Origin of the sequence: Sinorhizobium sp. 8-89 (assembly GCF_030124325.1) — a bacterium.
Lineage (GTDB): Bacteria > Pseudomonadota > Alphaproteobacteria > Rhizobiales > Rhizobiaceae > Sinorhizobium.
Genome location: NZ_JASKLR010000001.1, coordinates 563,109 through 586,650 on the forward strand (window position 1 = coordinate 563,109; position 23,542 = coordinate 586,650).

Sequence of the window (23,542 nt, forward strand, 5' to 3'; positions counted from 1 at the left end):
AAGATCGTTCTGCCTGCACCTCGGGCTTGGGGGTCACTCGACGAAGCCCCAGTTGACGGATGCAGGACGACGGGAAACCGACGCCAGGTCGGATTGAGTATTTCTGTTCTGACCGGTGAAAAACTCGCCGCGCACGATTTCGTGCAGGAATGCCTCGTCGATCGCCTTGATGAATTGCACGCCGATGCGCTCTCCCTTGCGGTAGACTTCGGCGCATCCGATGCGAAATTTCGTCCCGACAATATGGAGATAATAGTGCTGCGATAGCCCGATCGTCGTGCTCACGGAAAAGCTCGCTCCGCCGCGCGAGATGTCGATCATTTTGCAGGCGCGTATGGAGACGCCGCCGAGCGCCGGCCGCACCGACATCAGCGTGCCGGCCTGGCCGATCGAAAAGCGCTCGTATCGACGCTCGTAGAGCAGCGAGGGCGCGAGCGAATACATGGTCGACTGCAGCATGCGTCATACTCCGGAAGCCCCGCATGAAGCGGCGATTGCGTTTCCACGAAGCCCGGACAAGTCATTTGCCGGTGCCTCCCACTGCCTGCAGAAGGCAGGAAGGCTTCTCAACAGTTTCCAGCGGGAAACTTGCAATCCCTTGAAGGCAATCGATAAGAATCTAATGAGCTTGCTTATTTGAGTGTCGCCGCGAGTTCCCGACGGGAACGTCGCGTGGCGCTTAGAGGCCGCCGCTGGAAAATTGCAAGCGGATCAGCCGGCGCAGAAAGTCTTGGGCAAGCAGCATATTGAAGCGCACGCCAAGCTCCGTGCCGCTGCGATGGACCTCGGCGCAGCCGATCTCCTCTTTGAAGCCGTCGATTTCCAGGAAGAAGTGCTTCGGCAGCATGATTGCTGCATTGAAGTCGAGCATCGCACCACCAATCGAGATATGCCGAAGCAGGCATTGATATTTGGTCTTCGCCTTCAGTTGCTTGCCGATGACGAGGATGCGGCATGGACGCTCGATGAAATAATGCTGGTACACCGCCGCGGCTTGACCGGGCTTTGCCAGCGCGACATGCATGATCATCGACATCGCAGCCTCCGAAAATGCCGATTCTTCCATCCACCACGCGATTGCGGTCGGCCTCCGCCGGAATAACCGCTCGAGAGCGTGGCGGCTATTTTCCGCGGACGGCCTTGCTTCGGCCTTGCGAAGGCGGCGCTATTTGCGAGAGCTTCGGACTTTCGCGAAGCCGGACGTTGTCTCACCGGCAAAAGTAATGTTTCCCGCAGGAGCTACGACCCGCGATAGCCGGCGCCCGGATCTTCCGAACACGGATGCACGCGCCAGTATATGAGATCGGTCGCTGCCTCGAAGGTGTTGGGGCCTGTTCCCGAGGCGCAGCCCGACGAAGCTGCCCACGGCGCGTGTTCATGCGTCCTGACAAAGCGTCGACCAATGCGCTGCCAAGGATGAAAATCGTGTGATTTCCTGAAATCTGACAAAAAAATCTTGCAATGATGACGCGGTGACACTAGTCAGGCGCTAACGGAGAGGTGGCCGAGTGGTCGAAGGCGCTCCCCTGCTAAGGGAGTATACCGGAAACGGTATCGAGGGTTCGAATCCCTTCTTCTCCGCCATCTTATCGTCCGCCTATAGCGGCTCGCGGATTTTTCATCTCGACAAGGACTCTTTGCAAGGCGCTTAGTCTGCGCGCACGCAAACGCTCCGCCCTTCCAGTCTTTCTTTTCATCGTTCACCTGTCGCGGCAAGCCGTCCGGTTCCCTGAAGAATCGGCGAGGTCCTTAGGCTCAATAGATTCGCGAATCTAGCTTGTTGATTCTCCTGTGAATCGGCGAAAAAGCTCTCGCAGGCATTTCGCGTAGCGGCTCTTGGGCGACATCTTGTTTGTGAGAAGACCGGGAGGCGGAACCGCTGATGCCCGGTTTTGCCCCCCTTTTTGGCTATTTTCTGCCCCTTTCTGAGACAGACGGCTCGCTCCGCCTTCATGGTAACCCCCTGTGGCAAAAGGATTTTCTTAACACTTTGTTAATTCTCTCGGGTCGTCTGAGGCGATTTTGTGTCGTTTCAGCAACAGGGATCAGGGAAGGGCAGCGCAAAGGAGGTGATCTGGTAAGTTGGTCGTTGCGTGCCCCACCCGGTTTTGTATTTTCAACTCCGGAAGCAAGGGCGGTTGATCGTCCGACTTCTTGAACGTTGGGGATGGGGCAGGGAACGCTGTCCTTCAGCAAAGAAACCCAGACCCGTTTGAAACTTTTGACTGGAGGTCAGAAATGAACATCAAGAGCCTTCTTCTCGGCTCCGCTGCTGCTCTCGCAGCAGTATCCGGCGCGCAGGCAGCCGACGCTATCGTCGCCGCCGAGCCGGAGCCCATGGAATACGTTCGCGTCTGCGACGCTTTCGGCACGGGCTACTTCTACATCCCGGGCACGGAAACCTGCCTCAAGATCGGCGGCTTCATCCGCGTTCAGGGCTCGTTCGGTCGTGACGAGGTAACCAGCCGTTTTAATGCTAACGAAGACGGCGACCCCGCTACCCGGGCTACCTCGGACTGGGATGTCTTCTCCCGTGCTTACATCTCGTTCGATGCCAAGAGCGACACCGAGTACGGCACGCTCACCGGCTTCTTCGCTGCTGAGTTCAACGCCGATAACGACACCGACTCTGGCGACAGCGACTTCATCGACGTCGATGAAGCCTACATCCAGCTCGGCGGCTTCAAGGCCGGCTTCTTCTACAGCTGGTGGGATAAGGGCCTGAACGGTGAAACCGATACGCTCGGCAACTTCACCGAATTCAACTCGCTCGCCTATCTCTATGATGGCGGCACGTTCCAGGCCGGTATCTCGGTCGATGAACTCGAAGGCACGAGCACCAAGGACAACGGCGTTGGCGTTGCCGGCATCGTTTCCGCCACGCTCGGCGGCGTAAGCTTCGACCTGCTCGGCGGCTTCGACACCGAACTCGAAGAAGGTGCGATCCGCGCTCTGCTTTCCGCAGATCTCGGCCCGGGCGTCTTCCAGCTCGCTGGTATCTGGGCATCCGACCCGAACGCATACTGGGCTGAATCCGAGTGGACGGTTGCTGCTTCGTATCGCTTCAATGCAACCGACAAGTTCGCAATCACCCCCGGCGCCCAGTACTTTGGTAGCCTGAATGACGGTAATTTCGGCTTCGGTGACGACGATGCATGGCGCGTTGGTGTAACGGCTGACTATCAGGTCACCGAAGGCCTCGCTACCCGTCTGTCGGTTCAGTACCAGGATGAAGACAACGGCGACGACGAAGTATTCGGCTTCCTCCGCCTGCAGCGTGACTTCTAATCTGGCCTGACCTCGGTCAGTTAGGGAAAGCCCGGCTCCCGAGCCGGGCTTTTCCATTTTTAAGGGCCTGTTGCGGGGAGAGTGTTTCCGCTCTGCCGTCCGCGAGCTGGTCTACCGTCGAACAAAAGCCGCTATAGCCTGTCTCGGGCCATCGAGATGCAGAAGCGGTGCATGGCCCTGTCCCATCGCTGTCACTGTCACCAAGTCTGGATGACGATGCTTCATTTCCTCGACTGTGACCTCTGACAGCAGGCTGGAGTGCTCGCCACGAACGACCATCATCGGCAATCCGGCGAGCGCATCGAATTGCGGCCAAAGTTCCGGCAATGACGTGTCGGCTGTGAGCGCCTGCAGTTGCGCCGCGATCGCCGGATCGAAGTCGGCGATCGGGAGGCCGCCTTCGTCGCGATAGATCGCCTTCGCCATCCCGTGCCAATCGTCCTCACGAAGGATCGGGAAATCTGCCCCATGTATGGATTGCAGATAGCGAGGTGCCGCAAGCCAGCTTGCCGGCCCGTTCGCTGCGTTGAGGTAGTCCCGGATTCGAAGCAGTCCCTCGATTTCAATGACCGGGCCGATGTCGTTGAGAATGACGGCTGCGATCAAGGTAGGGGCCAGGCCAACGAGGTGATGCAGGATCAGGCCACCGCGCGATGTGCCGATGAAAATTGCCTTCTCGACACCGAAATGCGCGCAGGCGGCGATGAGATCCAAGGTTTCTATGGCGACAGTGTAACGGCGTTTGTCGTCGTCGCGCTCCGAACGACCGCGCCCACGGGAATCAAGAGAGATGACGAAATGTCCGCCTCCCGGCGGGGAGGCGAGAAAGCCCGCGAGCTCGTGGAAGTCGCGGCTGTTGCGTGTCAGACCGGGCAAACAGACGACGGGAACCTTTGTACCACCTGACGATGCTGCGAGGCCGTAGGACCTGGCATAAAGCTGCAAGCCATCCTGTCCTCGAAAGAGATGTTCCCGAAATTCACTCCGGTCCATGATGGACTCCATTCGGTCGCGGGGAGTGAATCGTAGCTTCTATATGTGCGACGGCAAGCCGGCAAAGGGACTTTATCAAACCGGAAGATTGTCACTTTAGGGCCGGATCGTCCCGCGCAGCTGCGCGTCACTTCCCGCGCAATTACATGCTGCCGGAGAACCCGGAATTGGCACAATTCGTGCAGAGGTGTGTAACGGTTTTCCGCACGGAGCTGCGCAGTTTCAAAGAGTTAGATCATTCACCGCTTCAATGAAACAGTGAAATGACCTGTTGCTGCGGTGAGGTGCCTAGCTGTAGGGCGAATAGCACTGGCGACGGGGACCGCCATACGGCTGATAGGTGTTATCCCAGGACCGATAGGACCGATAGCGCGCATAGCACCACTCAGTATGGGCACTGCCGCCGGAATATCTCGGCCGCTGGCTCAGCACGCCACCGACGATCGCGCCGGTCGCCAAGCCCCCAATGAACGCGCCGAAATCATTGTCATCGTCGCGATAGTAGCGGCGGTAGCGGTCACGATAGCGATCGCGATAGAAACTGCGGCGGTAGTCACGATAGCCGCGCCGAGACTCACGATAATCGCGCCGGCACGAAGGCAAGCGGCACACACCCTTAGCATGCTCGCCGCGCTCGTAAGAGAACTGCACCTGCTGGATGTCCGTGGCTTGCGGCTTTGCCGCCGGAACGATTGGAAATGCCTCTGCGGGGGGAACGCTGCTTATCGCCGTCGCCAGCGACAGGGCGACAATTGCTAACGTCTTCATTGGCTTTACCATTTCCTTTCAGACAAACGCATCCCTTCTGGAAGAAAATGGTTGGGACCGCATTTTGTGCCATGTTCCGGCGGCGGATCACGACCATTTGATCGCGCCTCCGCCGGGGACCAGACTGGGATCGAGCAAGGGTGCCGAAGTCGATTGAACTTAAGGCAATTTCCGTCCCATTCTCAAATCCGTGACGATGTCGGCGGCCTCTCGCAACCGGGACTTGTAGACCTGATAGTTCTCCATGACCCGCTGGACATAGTTACGCGTTTCCTGGAAGGGAATGCGTTCGATCCAGTCCACCACATCATCGATTGGCTTACCGCGGGGGTCGCCATAACGGTCGAGCCATTCCGGCACACGGCGCGGGCCGGCATTATAGGCGATGAACGTCAGAATGTAGGAACCGCCAAAACTGTTGATTTGCTCGCCGAGATAGTGCGCCCCAAGGGTGGCATTGTAGCCTGCATCGGTCGTCAGGCGGTCCTTGGAATAGGCAAGGCCGAATCGGCTTGCGACGCCCTTGGCGGTACCCGGCAGAAGCTGCAGCAGTCCGAGGGCATTGGCGGCCGAGACGGCGGCCGGATTGAAAGCGCTTTCCTGGCGGGCAATCGCATAGGCAAGCGCCTTGCCGGTACCGGTGATATCGGCGCTGGACGGGATCACTCCGATCGGAAAGGCAAGTGCGGCGACATCGACGCCTCGGGCGAAAGCAATCTTGCCGACTTGCAGCGACAGCTGGTGATTGCCTGTTTCTTCCGCCCGCGCAGCAAGCATCGCGAGTTCGCCGGGGCTGGTCAGTTCCTCGGCCAGCGACCGGTAAAGGCTGTCCGCACGCCAGCCGTGGCCGGCCGCTTCCAGGCGCGAGATGGCCCTGACGGCCTCGCGACGTTCGAACCGGACGCGATCCTCCGGCGTGGGCGAGGGGTAGCTTACGTCAAGCATCGAGCGGCCGAGCCGCGCGGCCGCGAGTTGGCCATAGAATGTGCCGTGATAGCGCGCCGCTTTGGCAAAATGCTCCTTCGGATCGCCAGGGCCGCCCGCTTCGGCGGCGCGTCCGAGCCAGTACCAGGCACGCGAGGCTGAGATCGGCCGGGTCGATGTTTCCAGAATCTTCCGGAAATGGCCTGCCGCAGTTGCCGGGTCCTCCAGGCCGCGAAGCGCGTACCAGCCGGCGTGAAACTCCGCGTCGACGATGTCCGTCGCTTCGGTTGCCGCATGGTTGGCGGCAACGCGGTAAGCGCCATGGAAATCACCTTCGTCGAGCAGGCCGCGGCTGACAATGCGCTGCTCCGTCCACCATTCGCCCGGGTCGACGAGGGCTTCGCTGTCCTTCGGCATTTGCGCCAGAAGCCCGGCTGCTTCCTGGTATTTATCCTGCTTGCGCAGATGCTCGATGCGCACAAACAGAAAGGCGGGGCTATCGCGCCACGACGGGTCGACCGCCTTGATCAGCGCCGCCGCGTTCTCGCTGCCGCGGATAACCGCGGTCCAGGCGCGATAAAGCGATTGCGCCTTGCCGAGGTCGCTGAAACGCCCCGCCTGCTCGACGCGAGCGCGATAGAGCAGCAGTTCCATGCGCCGCCTGTGGTCGGCGGTGGTCAGGAGATCGGAGAATTCCGAGAGGATTTTTGTTTCCGCGTCCTTGTCGAGCGCGTCTTTCAGCCAGATAGCGCGCAGATGATTGGCCGCCGCCGCGTTTTGCCCTTGAGCCACGAGCGCCCGGGCAAGAATGATTGTCCCCTCCGCCGTTTCCGGCCGGGTCGCGCCGAAGGCAGCCATCACATCCGCGGCAGGCGGGTTTTCGCGATAGAGCGCCCGTTCCGAATGCGCCCGCAGCGATTTCAAGCCGGGCCAGCCTTGAAGTTCCCGTTGTGCTTCGGCGATCTCGTAGGATGGAACGCCCTTCTGACCTGAAACGGCGATGGCCCAGGTGAGGATGTGGCGCTCGAGCGTTCCCGAGGGCATGCCGTCGCGAACCGCGATTGCTTTGGCGGGCTCGCGATTGGAAAGCGCGTCGAGGCCTTTCTTTAAATCTGCGCCGATCGGCGCTACGGCCGCGGATATTGCGGCCGTAATATCCACAACGCGTCCCGTCTTGCTGGGGGAATCAGACCTGTTTGCCGGTACCGCTGTCCGGCGGGTCTCGTTGGCGGGAGCCGAAGAAGCGAGCACCGCGGCGCCGACCATGACGGCGACAGGCAGAAAGAGTGGTCTGCGCATCAAGAGCCCCCGTGTTCCCCTTCGTTCTCCGCCGGACCGCCTGCCGAAAAGTTAGCGGCATTTGCCGATGACCGCAAATCGTAGGTGCGGTGTTTTCATGAGGCCCGCTCGGGTATTGGCTCCGACCGCCGCAGTGCCTTAGAGCTATCGTTTGAGTGAAAACCGACATGAAATGCGTCTTCACGACGCTTGCCGCGACCACTTCACATGATTATGGTGCGGCAGTTTTTTAACCGTCGATTGCGGCCAAAGCGTGAGAGTTGGTGCTCCTTGCGGCCGCCAGGAGTTGTGCATGTTCAAGGGTTCCATTCCCGCACTCGTAACACCGTTCACCGCCACCGGATCGGTGGATGCGGATAGTTTCGTCGCGCATGTGGAATGGCAGATAAAAGAAGGCAGCCATGGGCTGGTGCCGGTGGGCACGACCGGGGAATCGCCGACCTTGTCCCATGACGAGCACAAGAAGGTTGTCGAACTCTGCGTGGAATCAGCGGCGAGGCGCGTGCCCGTGATTGCCGGTGCCGGCTCGAACAACACGACCGAAGCAATCGAGCTTGCGCAGCATGCCGAAAAGGCCGGCGCCGACGCCATTCTGGTCGTGACACCCTATTACAACAAGCCGACGCAGAAGGGCCTCTTTGCCCACTACGCTGCGATCGCCGAAAGCGTGAAGCTGCCGATCGTAATCTACAATATTCCCGGTCGCTCGGTCGTCGACATGAGCGTCGAGACCATGGCTGCGCTGGCAAGGGCTTATCCGACGATTGTCGGCGTCAAGGATGCGACCGGCAAGATCGAGCGCGTCTCCGAGCAACGCATGACCTGCGGCAAGGAGTTCGTGCAGCTTTCGGGTGAGGACGCGACCGCCCTTGGCTTCAACGCGCATGGCGGGGTCGGCTGCATTTCCGTCACCGCCAATGTCGCGCCGCGCCTTTGCGCCGAATTCCAGGAAGCGACACTTGCCGGTGAATTCGCAAAGGCGCTGGAGTATCAGGACAAATTGATGCCGCTCCATAAGGCTATCTTCATGGAGCCCGGCCTTTGCGGCGCCAAATATGCGCTTCATCGTCTCGGGCGGATGAGCCGCGCCGTTCGTTCGCCGCTGCTGGCGACACTCGAGCCGGGCACGGAGGAAGCGATCGATGCGGCGCTCCGGCATGCGGGATTGTTGAACTGATGGCCCCCAAAGGCAGCGAGCGCACGGTCAAGAAAGTCGTGGCGGAGAACCGCAAGGCCCGCTTCAACTACGAGATCATCGATACCTACGAGGCCGGTCTTGTGCTGACCGGGACGGAGGTAAAGTCGTTGCGCGAAGGAAAGGCCAATATCTCGGAATCCTACGCGACCGACGAAGGCGGCGAAATCTGGCTGATCAATTCCTATCTACCGGAATATTTGCAGGCGAACCGTTTCAACCACGAAACCCGTCGGCGTCGCAAACTGCTGTTGTCGAAGCGGGAGGTGAACCGGCTGCAGGGCGCCGTCAACCGTGAAGGCATGTCACTGATTCCCTTGCGGATCTATTTCAACGACCGCGGTCGGGCGAAGCTGGAGCTTGCCCTGGGCAAGGGCAAAAAGCTGCACGACAAGCGTGAGACCTCCAAGGAACGCGACTGGAATCGGCAGAAGAACCGCTTGCTCAAGGAGCGCGGCTGATTAAAGAGCGCGTCTGATCTGGAACTGCGGCTGATCCGGCCGGGTGAGGGGCGCTCGCGTGGCCCCTGCATGGGCTCCAATTCTTAAAGTTCGACGTCGTCTGCGACGGGCTCGACCGGACGCGGTGTGCGTTCCGAGGGCTCACGGCCGATCTCGCCTCTGAGTGTAACGAGATCGATGAAGTGATCCGCCTGGCGTCGCAGATCGTCGGCTATCATCGGCGGTTGGGTCGACATGGTCGAGACCACGGAAACCTTGCGGCCCTTGCGCTGCAGCGCTTCGACCAGCGTGGTGAAGTCGCCGTCACCCGAGAAGATGACGAGATGATCGACCGTCTCGGACTGCTCCATAGCATCGATCGCCAGCTCGATATCCATGTTGCCCTTGATCTTGCGTCGCCCGAGCGAGTCGGTGAATTCCTTGGCCGGCTTGGTGATGACCTTGTAGCCGTTGTAGTCCAGCCAATCGATCAGAGGACGGATCGACGAATATTCCTGATCTTCGATAAGCGCGGTGTAATAGTAGGCCCTGAGCAGGTATCCGCGTTTCTGGAAAGCTTTCAGCAGCTTGCGATAGTCGATGTCGAAGCCGAGGCTTTTCGACGCGGCGTAGAGATTGGCGCCGTCAATGAAAAGTGCGATTTTCTCGCGGGGATCGAACATCGTAATTTCCTTTTCCATGCCGGCGCATCTTGAACCTTCCGACCGAAGGGTGCGCAGAAAATAGGTGGATTACATTAACAATTGCTGATATTGCAAATAATGTAGGTTATACCACGCATTAATCCAACCAGCGCACGACGCATATAGCTAGTTTTAGCAGTTGCTGCAGTTGGTCCACACCTCAATTTGCGATTGCCGCTGCAAATTCGATTAGCGCATTGCGCAATGCAATCAGCATATATGGCCAACACTTGCGGCGCGCAGGCGTCATATTCTACCATGTGTCATTGGGTGATGTGAGCACCGAATGCAGGAAAAACTTGAACTTATGCTGTTTTGATTGTATCCGGGCGGATAATTCCAGAAATCGGAGCTGATGAAGTCGTCAATCGACGGCTGTTCCGGTCTCGTGTCGTTTAATCTGTGCAGCGGCAACGCCGCCGCGCTTTGAGTCGCAAAGGACAGGCTATGGCCCGCGTCACCGTCGAAGACTGCATTGACAAAGTCGACAACCGTTTCGAACTCGTTCTGCTCGCCAGCCATCGCGCACGTCTGATTTCGCAGGGTGCTGCTATCACCGTTGATCGCGACAACGACAAGAACCCCGTCGTTGCATTGCGCGAGATCGCTGACGAGACCCTTTCGCCCGGCGATCTGAAGGAGGACCTGATCCACTCGCTGCAGAAGCATGTCGAGGTGGACGAACCCGAGCCGGATCCGGCTTCGCTGACCCAGCCGGAAGCCGCCGCCGCTTTCGCGGATGCGGCGGAAGAGGAAGATCAGCCGGAAGCGCTGACCTTCGACCGCATGTCCGAGGAGGAACTGCTTGCAGGTATCGAAGGACTTGTGCCTCCGGAAAAGAGCGACGACTACTAAGATCCGTTCCGGAACGCGTGTTCCGGCGTGTTTTCAAAGCAGTGCGCCACTCCTATGATTGGCGCACTTTTTTATTTGTCTTTTCCACGGAGCCGCCAGCGGATGATGCGCCAATACGAGCTCGTTGAGCGCGTGCAAAAATACAAGCCCGACGTCAATGAAGCCCTGCTGAACAAGGCTTACGTCTACGCCATGCAGAAGCACGGCCAACAGAAACGGGCAAGCGGCGATCCCTATATCTCCCACCCCCTCGAAGTGGCGGCCATTCTTACCGAAATGCATCTGGACGAGTCCACGATCGCCGTTGCCCTGCTGCACGATACGATCGAGGACACGACGGCGACGCGGCAAGAAATCGACGATCTCTTCGGCGAGGATATCGGTGCCCTGGTCGAGGGACTGACGAAGATCAAGAAACTCGATCTCGTCACCAAGAAGGCCAAGCAGGCGGAAAACCTGCGTAAGCTGTTGCTTGCCATTTCGGACGACGTCCGCGTTCTCCTCGTCAAGCTTGCCGATCGCCTGCACAACATGCGCACACTCGACCACATGTCGCCGGAGAAGCGCGCGCGCATTTCCGAGGAGACGATGGACATCTATGCGCCGCTGGCCGGGCGCATGGGCATGCAGGACATGCGCGAGGAACTCGAAAATCTCGCCTTCCGCCATATCAACCCGGAGGCCTACGAAACAGTCACCAGACGGCTCCAAGAACTCTCCGAGCGCAACGAGGGCCTGATCAAGAAGATCGAGGAGGAGCTGAGCGAACTGCTGCAGGCCGAGGGCCTGACGGAGGCGCTGGTCAACGGACGTCAGAAGAAGCCCTATTCGGTCTTCCGCAAGATGCAGTCAAAATCGCTTTCCTTCGAGCAGCTGTCGGATGTCTGGGGCTTCCGCATCATCGTCGAAGACATGCCCTCGTGCTACCGTGCGCTCGGCATCGTGCACACACGCTGGCGCGTCGTGCCGGGGCGCTTCAAGGATTATATCTCGACGCCGAAGCAGAACGATTACCAATCGCTCCACACGACGATCATTGGCCCGTCGCGCCAGCGCATCGAGCTGCAGATCCGCACGAAACGCATGCACGACATTGCGGAATATGGTATTGCGGCGCATGCCCTTTACAAGGATCGTGACGCCGTGGCGACGGATGCGCCGCGATCGCCCACATCTAACGCCTATTCCTGGCTTCGCCGCACGATCGAATCGCTGGCCGAAGGCGACAATCCCGAGGAGTTCCTGGAACACACGAAACTCGAGCTGTTTCAGGATCAGGTATTCTGTTTCACGCCCAAGGGGCAGCTGATCGCGCTTCCGCGCGGCGCCACGCCGATCGACTTCGCCTATGCCGTGCATACGAATATTGGCGATACCTGCGTCGGCGCGAAGATCAACGGCCGCATCATGCCATTGGTCACGCGTCTCAACAACGGTGACGAGGTGGAGATCATCCGTTCCGGCATTCAGGTGCCGCCGCCCGCCTGGGAGGAAATCGTCGTTACCGGCAAGGCGCGTGCCGCTATCCGTCGCGCGACGCGTGCGGCCGTCCGCAAGCAGTATGCCGGTCTCGGCTACCGCATTCTTGAGCGCACCTTCGAACGGGCCGGCAAGAGTTTTTCGCGCGAGGCGCTGAAGCCCGCTCTGCACAGACTCGGGCAAAAAGAGGTCGAGGACGCGATCGCCGCGGTCGGGCGGGGTGAGCTGTCCTCGCTGGACGTCCTGCGCGCCGTATTCCCCGATCATCAGGACGAGCGCGTCACGGTGAAGCCCAGCGCAGACGACGGCTGGTTCAACATGCGCAGCGCAGCAGGCATGGTCTTCAAGCTTCCCGGCCGTGCGAAAGAGACGGTCGAAGCGCAACAGGCCGAAGGCCCCGAAGCTTTGCCGATCCGTGGCCTTTCCGGCAACGCCGAGGTGCACTTCAGTCCGGCCGGCGCCGTTCCGGGCGACCGCATCGTTGGCATCATGGACAGCGACAAGGGTATCACCATCTATCCGATCCAGTCGCCTATCCTGCAAAAGTTCGATGACGAACCGGAGCGCTGGATCGATGTGCGGTGGGACCTCGATGAAGCGAACAGCAGCCGGTTCATCGCAAGGATCGCGGTCAGCGCGCTGAATGAGCCCGGCACACTGGCGGAGATCGCTCAGGCGATCGCGACGACCGATGTCAACATCCGCACGCTCTCCATGGGGCGAGTCGCGGCGGATTTCAGCGAGCTGCAATTCGACTTGGAAGTCTGGGATCTGCGTCAGTTGAATCATCTGATCGCACAGCTCAAAGAGTTGCCGAGCATTTCCATGGTCAAGCGGCAGTTCGAATAGGCGCGTCAAAAAGCTGCAAGAGGCCTCGCCAGCACTGCGATTTCTCGGCGGGGATGGCCCGTTCGTGCGATCGAGTCGCGCGTCGTTCAAGCCGCGTGCATGGATGACAGTTGTTCCGACGGATACGTTCTCCATGCATTTGCCTATGGAATAGGCACGACGCGGGAGGGAAAGGCCGCTGTCATGCGTTAGTTGCATGGCTGCCGCCTTATCCTGACGCTGGTAGAGCAGCGGTCGCTAAACTATCTTTCGCTCGGGAGGTAAACGAAGAGGTTTGCCATGTTCAAGCAGTTGAAGAAACTCACCCGTGCCCTGCACGTCCCGACCGTTGAAGAGCGCGAGATCGCCTATCTGAACGGTTCCGTCGATCGCATTGATCTTGAATACCGTCAGCGCCAGATCGACCGTGGCCTGTTCCGCAGCAGCTTCTGATTTTATCGCGTGGCCTTCGAACGCGCGCGATGGCTGACCCTACAGCCCAACGTGTCTTTTCAGGTGCGAAAAGGTCGCTGTAGCACTCTGAATTGCTGCATGTTTTATCCTTGACCGGCCCGATTTAAGGACGCATGCAGCAGTGGTTGGCGGCTCGCTAAAGCCATGCATCAGACGAATAGCTCCGTTGCAAATTTCTGCGGTGCCGCGCCTGACTTGTCTGCGATGGACATGACGCCTATCTTGCGGCCCACAACGAGGCGGAAGCGCTTTCTCGCGCCCATGGGCCGCTTCGAGATGCGATCATGACGGCATAATGTTATTCAGGCGCAGAAAACCGGTCACGACTTCCGAGAGGCTCCGCGCCTTGTTATGGCCACGCAAGGGCATCTCGCGCGGGCTGCGATACATTGCCTTGCGCGTCCTGCGTCTGTCGTCTTCGCCGCATTCGATCGCGGTCGGCGTTGCGGCCGGCGCCGCATCGTCGTTCACGCCGTTTTTCGGCCTTCACATCTTCCTGGCAGTCGCCCTCGCGTCGATTTTTTCCGGCAATCTACTGGCGGCCGCTATCACGACGGCGCTTGCCAATCCGGTCACCATTCCGGTCATCCTGACGGCCTCTTATGAAATCGGCACCGTCCTGACGGGGCCGCAGGATGGCACGGCTGTCAGCGGCGCCGAGATCGGTGATATGCTCGAGCGCCTGGAACTTGCGGAACTCTGGGGCCCGGTATTCAAGCCGATGCTCATCGGTTCACTTCCGCTCGCCGTCGCTGGCGCGCTTGTCTTCTATCCGCTCGCCTACCAAGCGGCCCGGCTTTTCCAGCGGCGGCGCAGGCGAGCACGTTCCCAACAGGTCGGACACTCATCATGATCATTGGCATCGGCAGCGATCTCATCGATATCCGCCGGATCGAGAATTCACTCGAACGCTTCGGCGAACGCTTCGTCAATCGGTGCTTCACCGACATCGAGATCGCCAAATCGGACGGCCGCAAGAATCGTGCCGCATCCTATGCCAAGCGCTTTGCCGCCAAGGAGGCCTGCTCGAAGGCACTGGGCACCGGCTTGGCGCAGGGGGTTTTCTGGAAGGACATGGGTGTCGTCAATATGCCGGGCGGAAAGCCGACGATGCAGTTGACCGGCGGCGCGGCCGAGCGGCTCCAGAAAATGTTACCCGTGGGTCACCGTGCTGCCATCCACCTGACGATCACGGACGACTTCCCATTGGCACAAGCCTTCGTGATTATCGAGGCGCTGCCCGTTGCCCCGGTGGAGGGAACGGTTTAGAGCATTCTGCTGGAAACACGGACCGGTGGTCGCTTGAAGCGCAAAGTTCCGGCAACATATAGGATCGAATTGCGCGGCGGCGCGCAGTACGGAGCCCGAGCGCAAGTGTCGGGAATCCGAAGCGGATGACAAAGGAAGACAGCAGCGTGGAAGAAAAGACAGAAACGAAGCAGAGCGGTCTCTGGGAGAATGTAAAGGTTATCATCCAGGCGCTGCTTTTGGCCGTCGTCATCCGAACAGTCTTCTTCCAGCCCTTTACGATTCCGTCAGGCTCCATGATGCCGACCCTGCTTGTCGGCGACTATATTTTCGTGAACAAGTTCGCCTACGGCTATTCGAAGTACTCGCTGCCTTTCTCGCCTGATCTTTTTAGCGGCCGGATTTTCGCAAGCGAGCCAGAACGCGGCGATATCGTGGTCTTCCGCTTCCCGCCGAATCCGGACATCGACTACATCAAGCGTCTTGTTGGCCTTCCCGGCGACCGGATTCAGGTGAGAAACAGCATTCTCTACGTCAACGACAAGGCCGTCGATCGCGTCCCGGATGGCGCATTCCGCGCTGACGACCAGTACGATACCGGCGGCGATGTCCCGGTCTACCGCGAGACGATGGACAGCGGCGTTTCCTATGACACGCTCGACCAGTTTCCGGATTCGCGCGGAGACAACACGCGTGAGTTCATCGTTCCCGACGGCCACTATTTCATGATGGGCGACAACCGCGACAATTCCGCCGACAGCCGCTTCGACGTCGGCTTCGTGCCAGCGGAAAATCTGGTGGGCCGCGCCAGCCTGATCTTCTTCTCGCTCGGCAACGACACGTCGTTCCGCGAGGTCTGGAAATGGCCGGCAAACCTGCGTTACGACCGCCTGTTCAAGGTCGTCGAATGATGAAGGGGCGACCGCTGAGCGCGGAGGATCGGGCAAGACTCGAGACCGTGATCGGTTATCAGTTCGTCGAGAAGGAACGCCTGGACCGGGCGCTGACGCATTCGAGCGCTCGCAACGCCAAGGGCAGCAATTATCAGCGTCTCGAATTCCTGGGTGACCGTGTGCTGGGCCTGTGCGTGGCCGAGCTACTGTTCCAGACGTTTCGCGACGCGAACGAGGGTGAGCTTTCCGTCCGACTGAACCAACTGGTCAGCGCGGAAAGCTGCGCCAAGGTCGCGGACGACCTGTCACTGCACGAGTTCATCCGCACCGGTTCGGATGTGAAGAAGATCACCGGCAAGCACATGATGAATGTGCGCGCCGATGTGGTAGAGTCGCTGATCGCGGCGATTTACCTCGATGGCGGTCTGGAGGCGGCGCGGCGCTTCGTGCTGCTCCACTGGACGGCTCGGGCGGCCAGTGCCGACGGCGCCCGCCGCGACGCGAAGACAGAATTGCAGGAATGGGCGCACGCCAGATTCGGCGTTGCACCGAAATACAGGACGGATGATCGCTCCGGCCCCGACCACGACCCGCGTTTCACGGTGACGGTCGAGGTTATGGGGGTTGCACCGGAGACGGGAACCGACCGCTCCAAACGCGGCGCCGAACAGGTCGCCGCGACACGATTGCTGGAGCGTGAAGGCGTTTGGCAGCAGAAGCCTGCCGGAAATTGACGGAAGCTATGACGGATATGGAACATGATACGGCCGCCACCGGCGCGCCGACCCGCTCGGGTTTCGTGGCGCTGATCGGCGCAACGAATGCCGGTAAATCGACGCTCGTCAACCGCCTCGTCGGTGCGAAAGTCTCGATCGTCAGTCACAAGGTGCAGACGACGCGCGCGATCGTGCGTGGCATCGCGATCCATGACAATGCCCAGATTGTCTTCATGGACACGCCGGGCATTTTCAAACCGCGGCGCAGGCTTGACCGCGCGATGGTGACGACCGCCTGGGGCGGCGCCAAGGATGCCGATCTGATCATGCTGCTGATCGACAGCGAACGCGGATTGAAGGGCGACGCGGAAGCGATCCTCGAGGGTCTGAAGGAAGTGCATCAGCCGAAGATTCTGGTGCTCAACAAAATCGATCAGGTTCGCCCGGAAGATTTGCTGAAGCTTGCGGCCGCGGCAAACGAAACGGTCAAATTCGAGCGCACGTTCATGATCTCGGCACTTTCCGGCTCCGGATGCGATGATGTCATGGATTATCTTGCGAAGGCGCTGCCGGAAGGCCCCTGGTACTATCCCGAGGATCAAATCTCTGATCTTCCGATGCGCCAGCTCGCAGCCGAGATCACCCGCGAAAAACTGTTCCTCCGGCTGCACCAGGAACTTCCCTATGCGTCTCACGTCGAGACCGAGAAATGGGAGGAGCGCAAGGACGGGTCCGTGCGCATCGAGCAGGTGATCTATGTCGAACGCGACAGTCAGAAGAAGATCGCGCTTGGCAAGGGCGGGGAGGCGATCAAGGCGATCTCGACCGCGGCCCGCAAGGAAATCTCGGAGATCCTGGAGCAGCCCGTGCACCTTTTTCTGTTTGTGAAGGTGCGCGAGAACTGGGGCGACGATCCGGAGCGCTTCCGTGAAATGGGGCTCGAATTCCCGCGATAACGGGGTTGTCGGCGCGGCAAACGTCTTGGCCTATTCGCGGTTGGCTTGGCTGTTCGTTGCCGCCATCCTTTTCACGAGAAGCGGACTGATTGTCTCCGCGCGGTTGGTCCAGACATAGCCCGCGAAATTCTTGGGCACGAGCGTCAGGTCATCTGCGCTGTCGATGCCGGAGGTAAAATCGCCGCCGCCGTAGCGCCCGAGAAGTATCACCTCGCTGCCTACATCCTTCATGCGGGCCGCAAAGCGGTCTGGCCAGCCCCAAAGAAACGGCGCGTAGTTGGCGGGTACGACGACGAGCGTGTTATGGCAGGCCTCAGGCACAATGCTTGTCCAGCCATAGGCGACGTAGCGGCCAAGACAGGCGAGAGTGGACTGTCTGTCATAGCCCCTCAGCCCAGGCACCAGCCGCAGGGTTTCCTGCGTCGGAGCACTGCCGCCATAGACGCCGAAAACCGATTTTCGCCATTCAGGGTGCGCGCGCAACAGGACCGCAAGCGTCGCTCCTTCCTCCCGCCGCTCGCTCTTGAAGTTGATGAGGAAGCGGCCGTGGGGCAGGGCGGTGAATACCTCCGTCAGCGTCGGCATTTGGCCTTGCGCGCGGCCGCGGAAGGGGAAGGTCTTGCCTCCGTCGGCGGTGTAGCCGTAGCCGATATCGAGCGTCTTCAGCTTCGTCATCGGCGTTTGCTCGGTGACGCCCTTTCCGTCCGTGCGGCAATCGAGCGTCCAGTCGTGGAACACGGCAAACTGACGGTCCGGCGTAAGGTGAACGTCGAGTTCCACGACCTCCGCGCCACTGTCCATTGCCGCTTGCATCGAGGCTATCGTGTTTTCGAGATAGGTGTGACGCGGCGGCTCGATGCGCTGGGCGGTGCAGGTGTCGTTTTCGACGCCTTCCTGTTGGAAAACCTGATGAATGCCACGGTGCGCGAGAATTTTGGCCGTGTCTGACGGTGGCGTCACCAGCAGGGAGGTATTGAGAAGCCAGAGGGCGGCAACGACGGCAAACACAACAACGATGAGCGTCTTCATCGTGACTTCTCCTCTGGCGCCCGCTTCACCGGCAATATGGGCGAAGATGATGCGAGCGCCGGGCGCGCGGTTTGCGAACGATCTGTCACCCCGCGCGCAATTGACCGGAAATCAACCCTGTGGAACGTAAGCCATCGATACCGGTTTAGGCAACGCCTGCAGGAGAACTCGCATGCCGCAGCTCGTCGATGGAAAATGGGTCAAGAGTGATGTCGCCGCAAGCGAGATGAAGGACGGTGCCTTCCATCGCGAGCCGACTCGGTTCCACAACTGGATCACTCCCGACGGGCGGGCCGGTCCGGACGGCCAACCGGCATTGATGGCTGAAGCAGGGCGTTACCGGCTTTTCGTCTCTTATCTGTGTCCCTGGGCCTCCCGTACCATCGCGATGCGCAACCTCAAGGGCCTTGAAGCCGTTGTCGGCTTGACAGCCTCCAACCCCATTCTGGGTGAAGATGGCTGGACCTACGACCAGCCTGCCGATGCCGGCGCCCGCGTGGGCGAGATTCGCTATCATCATCAGCTCTACACGGCGAGCGACGCGCACTACACCGGCAAGGTCTCGGTACCGGTGCTATGGGACATGAAAGAGGGGCGCATCGTCAACAACGAATCAGCCGACATTATTCGCATCCTCAATTCGGCGTTCGACCATCTGACCGGCAATCGCCTGGATTTCTACCCAGCCGCATTGCGCGCGGAAATCGATCGTTGGAACGAGCCGATCTATGCACGCGTGAACAACGGCGTCTACCGCGCCGGCTTCGCAAAGACGCAGGCGGCCTATGACGAGGCGGTCTCCGGACTGTTCGACATGCTCGATGAACTCGAGCGGCATCTTGAGGCGCATCGATATCTTGCCGGCGCCTATCTCACCGAGGCCGACATCCGGCTGTTCGTCACCCTGATCCGTTTCGATGCCGCCTATCACGGCGTCTTCAAGTGCAACATCCGCCGGATCGAGGACTATCCATCGCTGTCTAACTATATGCGCGAAATTTACCAATGGCCGGGTATCCGCGAGTCCGTGCGCATCGATCACATCAAGCGCGGCTATTACGGCATCCGGCATGTCAATCCGACCGGGATCGTTGCGGCGGGACCGGACCTCGATCTCGATCGCCCGCATGATCGCCACAGCCTTCGCGGGCTTGGCGTGTTCGGCAGCTAGGGTGGAAGGAAAAGCCTCGGAATGTCCGGTTCATCCCGCGGCCGATCCCTTGGCCACACCTGGCCGACGGGCCGCCGCCGGCCGCTCCAATCGCATTTCTTCGAATTTACTAAGGAAGCAGATCAATGAGGGGCCACAAAGAAGCCCATTGATAAACCGTGGAACACCGCTAAGTTAATGGAAGTTCTGATGGATAGGAGCCCGGTGGGCCAGCCTGACGAAATTCCCGGTGCGCGGCGACCTTGCGGCGCCGCTACCTGACGGAAGCCGTGGGCTTAGCCAAGTCGGTTCTCGCTTTCAGGATGCGTCCGGCGTCGTTTTCCCAAGCGCATGCCTGCGCGCATATCCTCCGAAAGCTGATCGAACCGCTCGCAGCGTCTCCTGTGCGGAGGAACGATATGTCCGTTTAGGTCTGATGCTGAGGTAGGATATGAGTGCGGCATTGTCGAATCTGCTTCGCCGTCTTGTTCAGAAGGGCAAACTGACGGTCGTTTTCTCATCGGGTGAAAAGGAAGTCTTCGGTGATGGTACCGGCCAGCCGGCGGCCATACGGATAGCCGATGCCGCGGCCGAAAAGGCCATTGTGCGGGACCCCGGGCTAAAGTTTGGTGAAATGTATATGGATGGTCGCGTTCTCGTTGAGGAAGGCGACATCTTTGACGTGCTATCCATTATCAAGAGCAATGATCTGGCAAACGTTGCGACCTTCGCCAATTCCATCGTGGCGTTGGGGCATGTGTTGCGCCAGCAGGTGAAGAGCAGGCTGCCGGTCAACCGCAATCGCTACAATGTCGCCCACCACTATGATCTCGACGGGAAGCTCTTCAACCTCTTCCTCGATGAGGATTGGCAATATTCCTGCGCCTATTTCCATCCGCCGGGAATTTCGCTCGACGAGGCGCAGCGCGCCAAGAAGCGGCACATCGCGGCGAAGCTCTTGCTCGAGCCCGGGCAAAAGGTGCTTGAAGTCGGTTCCGGCTGGGGCGGGATGGCGATGTATCTTGCCGAAGCATCCGACGTCGAAGTCACCGGAATCACGCTCAGCGAGGAGCAACTGAAGGTCTCGCGCGAACGAGCGGAGCGGCGCGGGCTCGCCGATCGCGTGCGCTTCGAGCTGCAGGATTACCGCACGATGCAGGGGCGGCAGTTCGACCGGATCGTCTCGGTCGGCATGTTCGAGCACGTGGGCATCGGCAACTACGGCAATTTTTTCCGCAGGATGAAAGAGCTGCTGACACCCGAAGGGGTGATGCTCCTTCACTCCATCGGCCAGATCTACAAGCCTTGGGCCACCAACCCGTGGATCGAGAAGTACATCTTCCCCGGCGGTTACATCCCGGCCCTCTCGGAAGTGCTGCCGTCGGTCGAGAGCACACGGCTGCTCGTCAAGGACATCGAAATCCTGCCGATGCACTACGCCTGGACACTGCGGGCCTGGCGCGAGCGCTTCGTGGCGCGCCGGGAGGAGGCGGTCAGGCTCTACGACGAACGGTTCTTCCGGATGTGGGAATTCTATCTCGCGGCCTCGGAAACCGCCTTTCTCTATGACAAGCACTTCGTCTTCCAACTTCAGCTCTCGCCATCGCTGAGGTCAGTACCGGTCTCGCGGGATTATATCGCTCAAAAGGAGCGCGAATTGCTTGAATTCGAGAGAACCCGCCGGCGCCTGGAACTCGTCGCGGTCTAACGCAGCATAGTACCGGTCATCCGGCGAGCGTCTGCCCCTCATTCCATGTGGGTGAGGGGTGCCGTGAGTATTTCCGCAATCGACCATCTTCTGTGGAGTGCGGTCGGGCGACCATCCGCCCTCACTTGGCCTTGATGGTCTGCGCCAGTATGGTCCGCTCGGAAACAGAATACGGAATGCAGAATGACCGCAAAGCCCATTGCCGCCCTCATCGCAAGCGAGATCAAGGCAACCACCGCGCAGGTTGCCGCCGCCGTCGACCTGCTCGACGCAGGAGCGACGGTGCCTTTCATCGCTCGCTATCGCAAGGAGGTAACCGGCGGTCTCGACGATACGCAACTGCGCGTGCTTTCGGAACGGCTCACCTATCTGCGTGAACTCGAGGCGCGCCGGTCGTCGATCCTCGATTCGATCCGCGGCCAGGGCAAGCTCACCGACGAGCTCGAAGGCAAGATCGCCGCTGCGGCCACCAAGGCGGAGCTTGAGGACATCTATCTGCCCTATAAGCCGAAACGGCGCACCAAAGCAGAGATCGCCCGGGAGCGTGGGCTGGGACCGCTGGCGGAGGCTATACTTGCCGACCGCTCGATCGCACCGGCCGATCGCGCCGGTGCATATCTGACGGCCGATGTCACGGACGTCAAGATGGCGCTCGAGGGTGCGCGCGACATCATCGCCGAAGGCATGACCGAGAACGCCGATCTTTTGGGGCGCCTGCGCAATTACATGAAAGACGCCGCGTTCCTGCGTGCCAGAGTGGTCGACGGCAAGCAGGAAGTCGGTGCGAAGTTCTCGGATTATTTCGATCATTCCGAACGCTGGGCGACGGCGCCCGGCCACCGCGCGCTTGCGATGTTGCGCGGCTGGAACGAGGAGATCCTCTCGGTCGATATCGTCGTCGACCAGGACGACAGGTCACCGATGAAATCGGTCGAGCGCATGATTGCGGCCGCCTATAATGTCGGCCCGCACCTGCCCGGCGACAAATGGCTCCTGGACGTGATCGGATGGACCTGGCGGGTCAAGCTCTCCATGTCGCTCTCGCTGGATCTGATGCGTGAGTTGCGCGAGCGGGCGGAAGAGGAAGCAATCCGCGTCTTCGCCCGCAATCTCAAGGATCTGCTGCTCGCCGCGCCCGCCGGCTCGCGCGCAACCATGGGCCTTGATCCGGGCATCCGCACCGGAGTGAAGGTCGCGGTCGTCGACGGCACGGGCAAATTGCTTGATACGACAACGGTCTATCCCTTTCCGCCGAAGAACGATGTCCGCGGCACTCAGGCGGAACTTGCGTCGCTCATCCGCAAGCACAAGGTCGAACTGATTGCCATTGGCAATGGCACGGGCAGCCGCGAGACCGAGAAGCTTGTGACCGACATGCTTGCGCAGCTGCCGGCGCCGAAGCCCACCAAGGTCATCGTCTCGGAGGCGGGGGCTTCGGTATATTCCGCGTCCGAAACGGCGGCAGCCGAATTTCCCACTCTCGACGTCTCGCTGCGCGGCGCCGTATCGATCGCCCGAAGATTGCAGGATCCGCTTGCCGAACTCGTGAAGATCGAGCCGAAGTCGATCGGCGTCGGCCAATATCAGCACGATGTCGATCAATCGAAGCTCAGCCGCTCACTGGACGCGGTCGTCGAAGATGCGGTGAACGCCGTCGGCGTCGATCTCAACACCGCCTCGGCATCGCTGCTGGCGCGCGTCTCCGGCCTCGGCAAATCGTCGGCGGAAGCGATCGTCGCGCACCGCGACGCGACGGGGGCTTTCACCAGCCGTCAGGAACTCCTGAAGGTTCCGCGTCTTGGCGCCCGGACCTTCGAGCAATGCGCCGGCTTTCTGCGGATCCCGAACGGCACCGAGCCGCTCGATGCGTCCTCGGTGCACCCGGAGGCGTATGGAGTGGCGAAAAAAATTGTCGCCGCTTGCGGTCGCGACCTCCGCTCCCTTATGGGTGACAGCGTCGCCCTGAAAAAGCTCGACCCGCGCGCCTTTGTCGACGAGCGTTTCGGCCTGCCGACCATCAAGGATATTCTTGCAGAGCTGGAAAAGCCAGGCCGCGATCCGCGCCCGAGCTTCAAGACTGCAGCCTTCGCCGACGGCGTCGATGACATCAAGGATCTGAAAGTCGGGATGCAACTCGAGGGTACGGTGACGAATGTCGCCGCGTTCGGTGCGTTCGTAGATATCGGTGTGCACCAGGACGGCCTCGTCCACGTGTCGCAACTGGCCGACCGCTTCGTCAAGGATCCGCATGAGGTCGTGAAGGCGGGCGATGTCGTGCAGGTGCGCGTCACCGAAGTCGATGTTGCGCGCAAGCGCATTGGCCTCACGATGCGCAAGGATGGTGGCGCGGAAAAAGGGGGGCGCCAGCCGCGAGTATCCGCATCGAATGGCACCGGCGCGCGCAACGCAGCCGACCGTCAGCCGCGGCCGCAAGCGCCTGCCCAGGGTGCGCTTGGCGCGGCACTGATGGCGGCAATGAAACAAAAATGACCAGCAAAGTGGAACGGCCGGCGCCAACGATCGTTTCCCCCTCATCGACTGTTGGCATGACGGTTTCAGGTGAGTGATCTGTAAATTAGTTAATTGAAATATACC

21 protein-coding genes and 1 tRNA gene are annotated in these 23,542 nt (G+C 60.1%); 15 read left to right on the forward strand and 7 right to left on the reverse strand.

What is annotated here, in order from left to right:
- Window positions 1–33: 33 nt before the first annotated feature.
- Window positions 34–459, reverse strand: coding sequence for a PilZ domain-containing protein (locus tag QN219_RS02745; protein ID WP_283997758.1), 426 nt, complete (start codon window positions 457–459; stop codon window positions 34–36).
- A 220-nt stretch (window positions 460–679) separates the two neighbouring features.
- Entirely contained in the window at window positions 680–1,036 is a 357-nt protein-coding gene (locus QN219_RS02750) for a PilZ domain-containing protein (protein WP_283975788.1), read from the reverse strand.
- Window positions 1,037–1,494: 458 nt separating this feature from the next.
- On the opposite strand from QN219_RS02750, the gene QN219_RS02755 reads away from it, so the two are divergent.
- Window positions 1,495–1,584: transfer RNA gene (locus QN219_RS02755), tRNA-Ser, on the forward strand.
- Between the two features lie 654 nt (window positions 1,585–2,238).
- Complete coding sequence (locus tag QN219_RS02760) at window positions 2,239–3,288, forward strand: porin (protein WP_283997760.1); 1,050 nt, start codon at window positions 2,239–2,241, stop codon at window positions 3,286–3,288.
- 111 nt (window positions 3,289–3,399) lie between these two features.
- Here the strand turns inward: QN219_RS02760 and QN219_RS02765 are convergent, their stop codons facing one another.
- The 3 genes from QN219_RS02765 to QN219_RS02775 form a co-directional block, all read right to left on the reverse strand.
- Window positions 3,400–4,281 carry an alpha/beta fold hydrolase gene (locus tag QN219_RS02765; RefSeq protein ID WP_283997762.1) on the reverse strand — a complete coding sequence of 294 codons (882 nt, stop codon included), beginning with the start codon at window positions 4,279–4,281 and terminating at the stop codon, window positions 3,400–3,402.
- A gap of 288 nt (window positions 4,282–4,569) precedes the next feature.
- Window positions 4,570–5,049, reverse strand: coding sequence for a BA14K family protein (locus tag QN219_RS02770; RefSeq protein WP_283997764.1), 480 nt, complete (start codon window positions 5,047–5,049; stop codon window positions 4,570–4,572).
- A gap of 159 nt (window positions 5,050–5,208) precedes the next feature.
- Window positions 5,209–7,272, reverse strand: coding sequence for a lytic transglycosylase domain-containing protein (locus QN219_RS02775; RefSeq protein WP_283997766.1), 2,064 nt, complete (start codon window positions 7,270–7,272; stop codon window positions 5,209–5,211).
- Window positions 7,273–7,564: 292 nt separating this feature from the next.
- On the opposite strand from QN219_RS02775, the gene dapA reads away from it, so the two are divergent.
- Both dapA and smpB read left to right on the forward strand, forming a co-directional pair.
- Window positions 7,565–8,449 (forward strand): 4-hydroxy-tetrahydrodipicolinate synthase, encoded by an 885-nt coding sequence (gene dapA, locus QN219_RS02780; protein ID WP_283997768.1) that lies wholly within the window; start codon window positions 7,565–7,567, stop codon window positions 8,447–8,449.
- On the forward strand, window positions 8,449–8,928 hold the full coding sequence (gene smpB / locus QN219_RS02785; RefSeq protein ID WP_173510442.1) for an SsrA-binding protein SmpB: 480 nt from the start codon (window positions 8,449–8,451) through the stop codon (window positions 8,926–8,928). The genes dapA and smpB overlap by 1 nt, the downstream gene beginning before the upstream one ends.
- A gap of 83 nt (window positions 8,929–9,011) precedes the next feature.
- On the opposite strand, the gene QN219_RS02790 is transcribed toward smpB, so the two are convergent.
- Window positions 9,012–9,590, reverse strand: coding sequence for an NYN domain-containing protein (locus QN219_RS02790; protein ID WP_173510441.1), 579 nt, complete (start codon window positions 9,588–9,590; stop codon window positions 9,012–9,014).
- Window positions 9,591–10,058: 468 nt separating this feature from the next.
- On the opposite strand from QN219_RS02790, the gene rpoZ reads away from it, so the two are divergent.
- The 8 genes from rpoZ (at window position 10,059) to era (ending at window position 17,060) form a co-directional block, all read left to right on the forward strand.
- Window positions 10,059–10,466 carry a DNA-directed RNA polymerase subunit omega gene (rpoZ, locus tag QN219_RS02795; RefSeq protein ID WP_136504099.1) on the forward strand — a complete coding sequence of 136 codons (408 nt, stop codon included), beginning with the start codon at window positions 10,059–10,061 and terminating at the stop codon, window positions 10,464–10,466.
- Window positions 10,467–10,568: 102 nt separating this feature from the next.
- Window positions 10,569–12,794 carry a bifunctional (p)ppGpp synthetase/guanosine-3',5'-bis(diphosphate) 3'-pyrophosphohydrolase gene (locus QN219_RS02800; protein WP_283997771.1) on the forward strand — a complete coding sequence of 742 codons (2,226 nt, stop codon included), beginning with the start codon at window positions 10,569–10,571 and terminating at the stop codon, window positions 12,792–12,794.
- Between the two features lie 279 nt (window positions 12,795–13,073).
- Window positions 13,074–13,226, forward strand: coding sequence for a DUF3563 family protein (locus QN219_RS02805; protein WP_173510439.1), 153 nt, complete (start codon window positions 13,074–13,076; stop codon window positions 13,224–13,226).
- Window positions 13,227–13,593: 367 nt separating this feature from the next.
- A complete protein-coding gene (locus QN219_RS02810; protein WP_405052077.1) occupies window positions 13,594–14,100 on the forward strand; it encodes a DUF2062 domain-containing protein in 507 nt (168 codons plus the stop codon).
- Window positions 14,097–14,516: a holo-ACP synthase gene (gene acpS, locus QN219_RS02815; RefSeq protein WP_173510437.1), complete on the forward strand. Its 420-nt coding sequence runs from the start codon at window positions 14,097–14,099 to the stop codon at window positions 14,514–14,516. Before QN219_RS02810 ends, acpS begins: the two co-directional genes overlap by 4 nt.
- Before the next feature lie 146 nt (window positions 14,517–14,662).
- Window positions 14,663–15,406 carry a signal peptidase I gene (gene lepB / locus QN219_RS02820; protein ID WP_283997775.1) on the forward strand — a complete coding sequence of 248 codons (744 nt, stop codon included), beginning with the start codon at window positions 14,663–14,665 and terminating at the stop codon, window positions 15,404–15,406.
- Window positions 15,406–16,122: a ribonuclease III gene (gene rnc / locus QN219_RS02825; RefSeq protein ID WP_283998257.1), complete on the forward strand. Its 717-nt coding sequence runs from the start codon at window positions 15,406–15,408 to the stop codon at window positions 16,120–16,122. The genes lepB and rnc overlap by 1 nt, the downstream gene beginning before the upstream one ends.
- A gap of 8 nt (window positions 16,123–16,130) precedes the next feature.
- A complete protein-coding gene (era, locus tag QN219_RS02830) occupies window positions 16,131–17,060 on the forward strand; it encodes a GTPase Era (RefSeq protein ID WP_283997776.1) in 930 nt (309 codons plus the stop codon).
- A 30-nt stretch (window positions 17,061–17,090) separates the two neighbouring features.
- Here the strand turns inward: era and QN219_RS02835 are convergent, their stop codons facing one another.
- Window positions 17,091–18,089, reverse strand: a complete 999-nt coding sequence (locus tag QN219_RS02835) for a glycerophosphodiester phosphodiesterase family protein (RefSeq protein ID WP_283997778.1) — start codon at window positions 18,087–18,089, stop codon at window positions 17,091–17,093.
- Window positions 18,090–18,261: 172 nt separating this feature from the next.
- On the opposite strand from QN219_RS02835, the gene QN219_RS02840 reads away from it, so the two are divergent.
- The 3 genes from QN219_RS02840 (at window position 18,262) to QN219_RS02850 (ending at window position 23,437) form a co-directional block, all read left to right on the forward strand.
- Entirely contained in the window at window positions 18,262–19,260 is a 999-nt protein-coding gene (locus QN219_RS02840; protein ID WP_283997780.1) for a glutathione S-transferase family protein, read from the forward strand.
- A gap of 430 nt (window positions 19,261–19,690) precedes the next feature.
- Window positions 19,691–20,947, forward strand: coding sequence for a cyclopropane-fatty-acyl-phospholipid synthase family protein (locus QN219_RS02845; RefSeq protein WP_283997781.1), 1,257 nt, complete (start codon window positions 19,691–19,693; stop codon window positions 20,945–20,947).
- Between the two features lie 183 nt (window positions 20,948–21,130).
- Window positions 21,131–23,437 carry a Tex family protein gene (locus QN219_RS02850; RefSeq protein WP_283997783.1) on the forward strand — a complete coding sequence of 769 codons (2,307 nt, stop codon included), beginning with the start codon at window positions 21,131–21,133 and terminating at the stop codon, window positions 23,435–23,437.
- The last annotated feature ends 105 nt before the right edge of the window (window positions 23,438–23,542 follow it).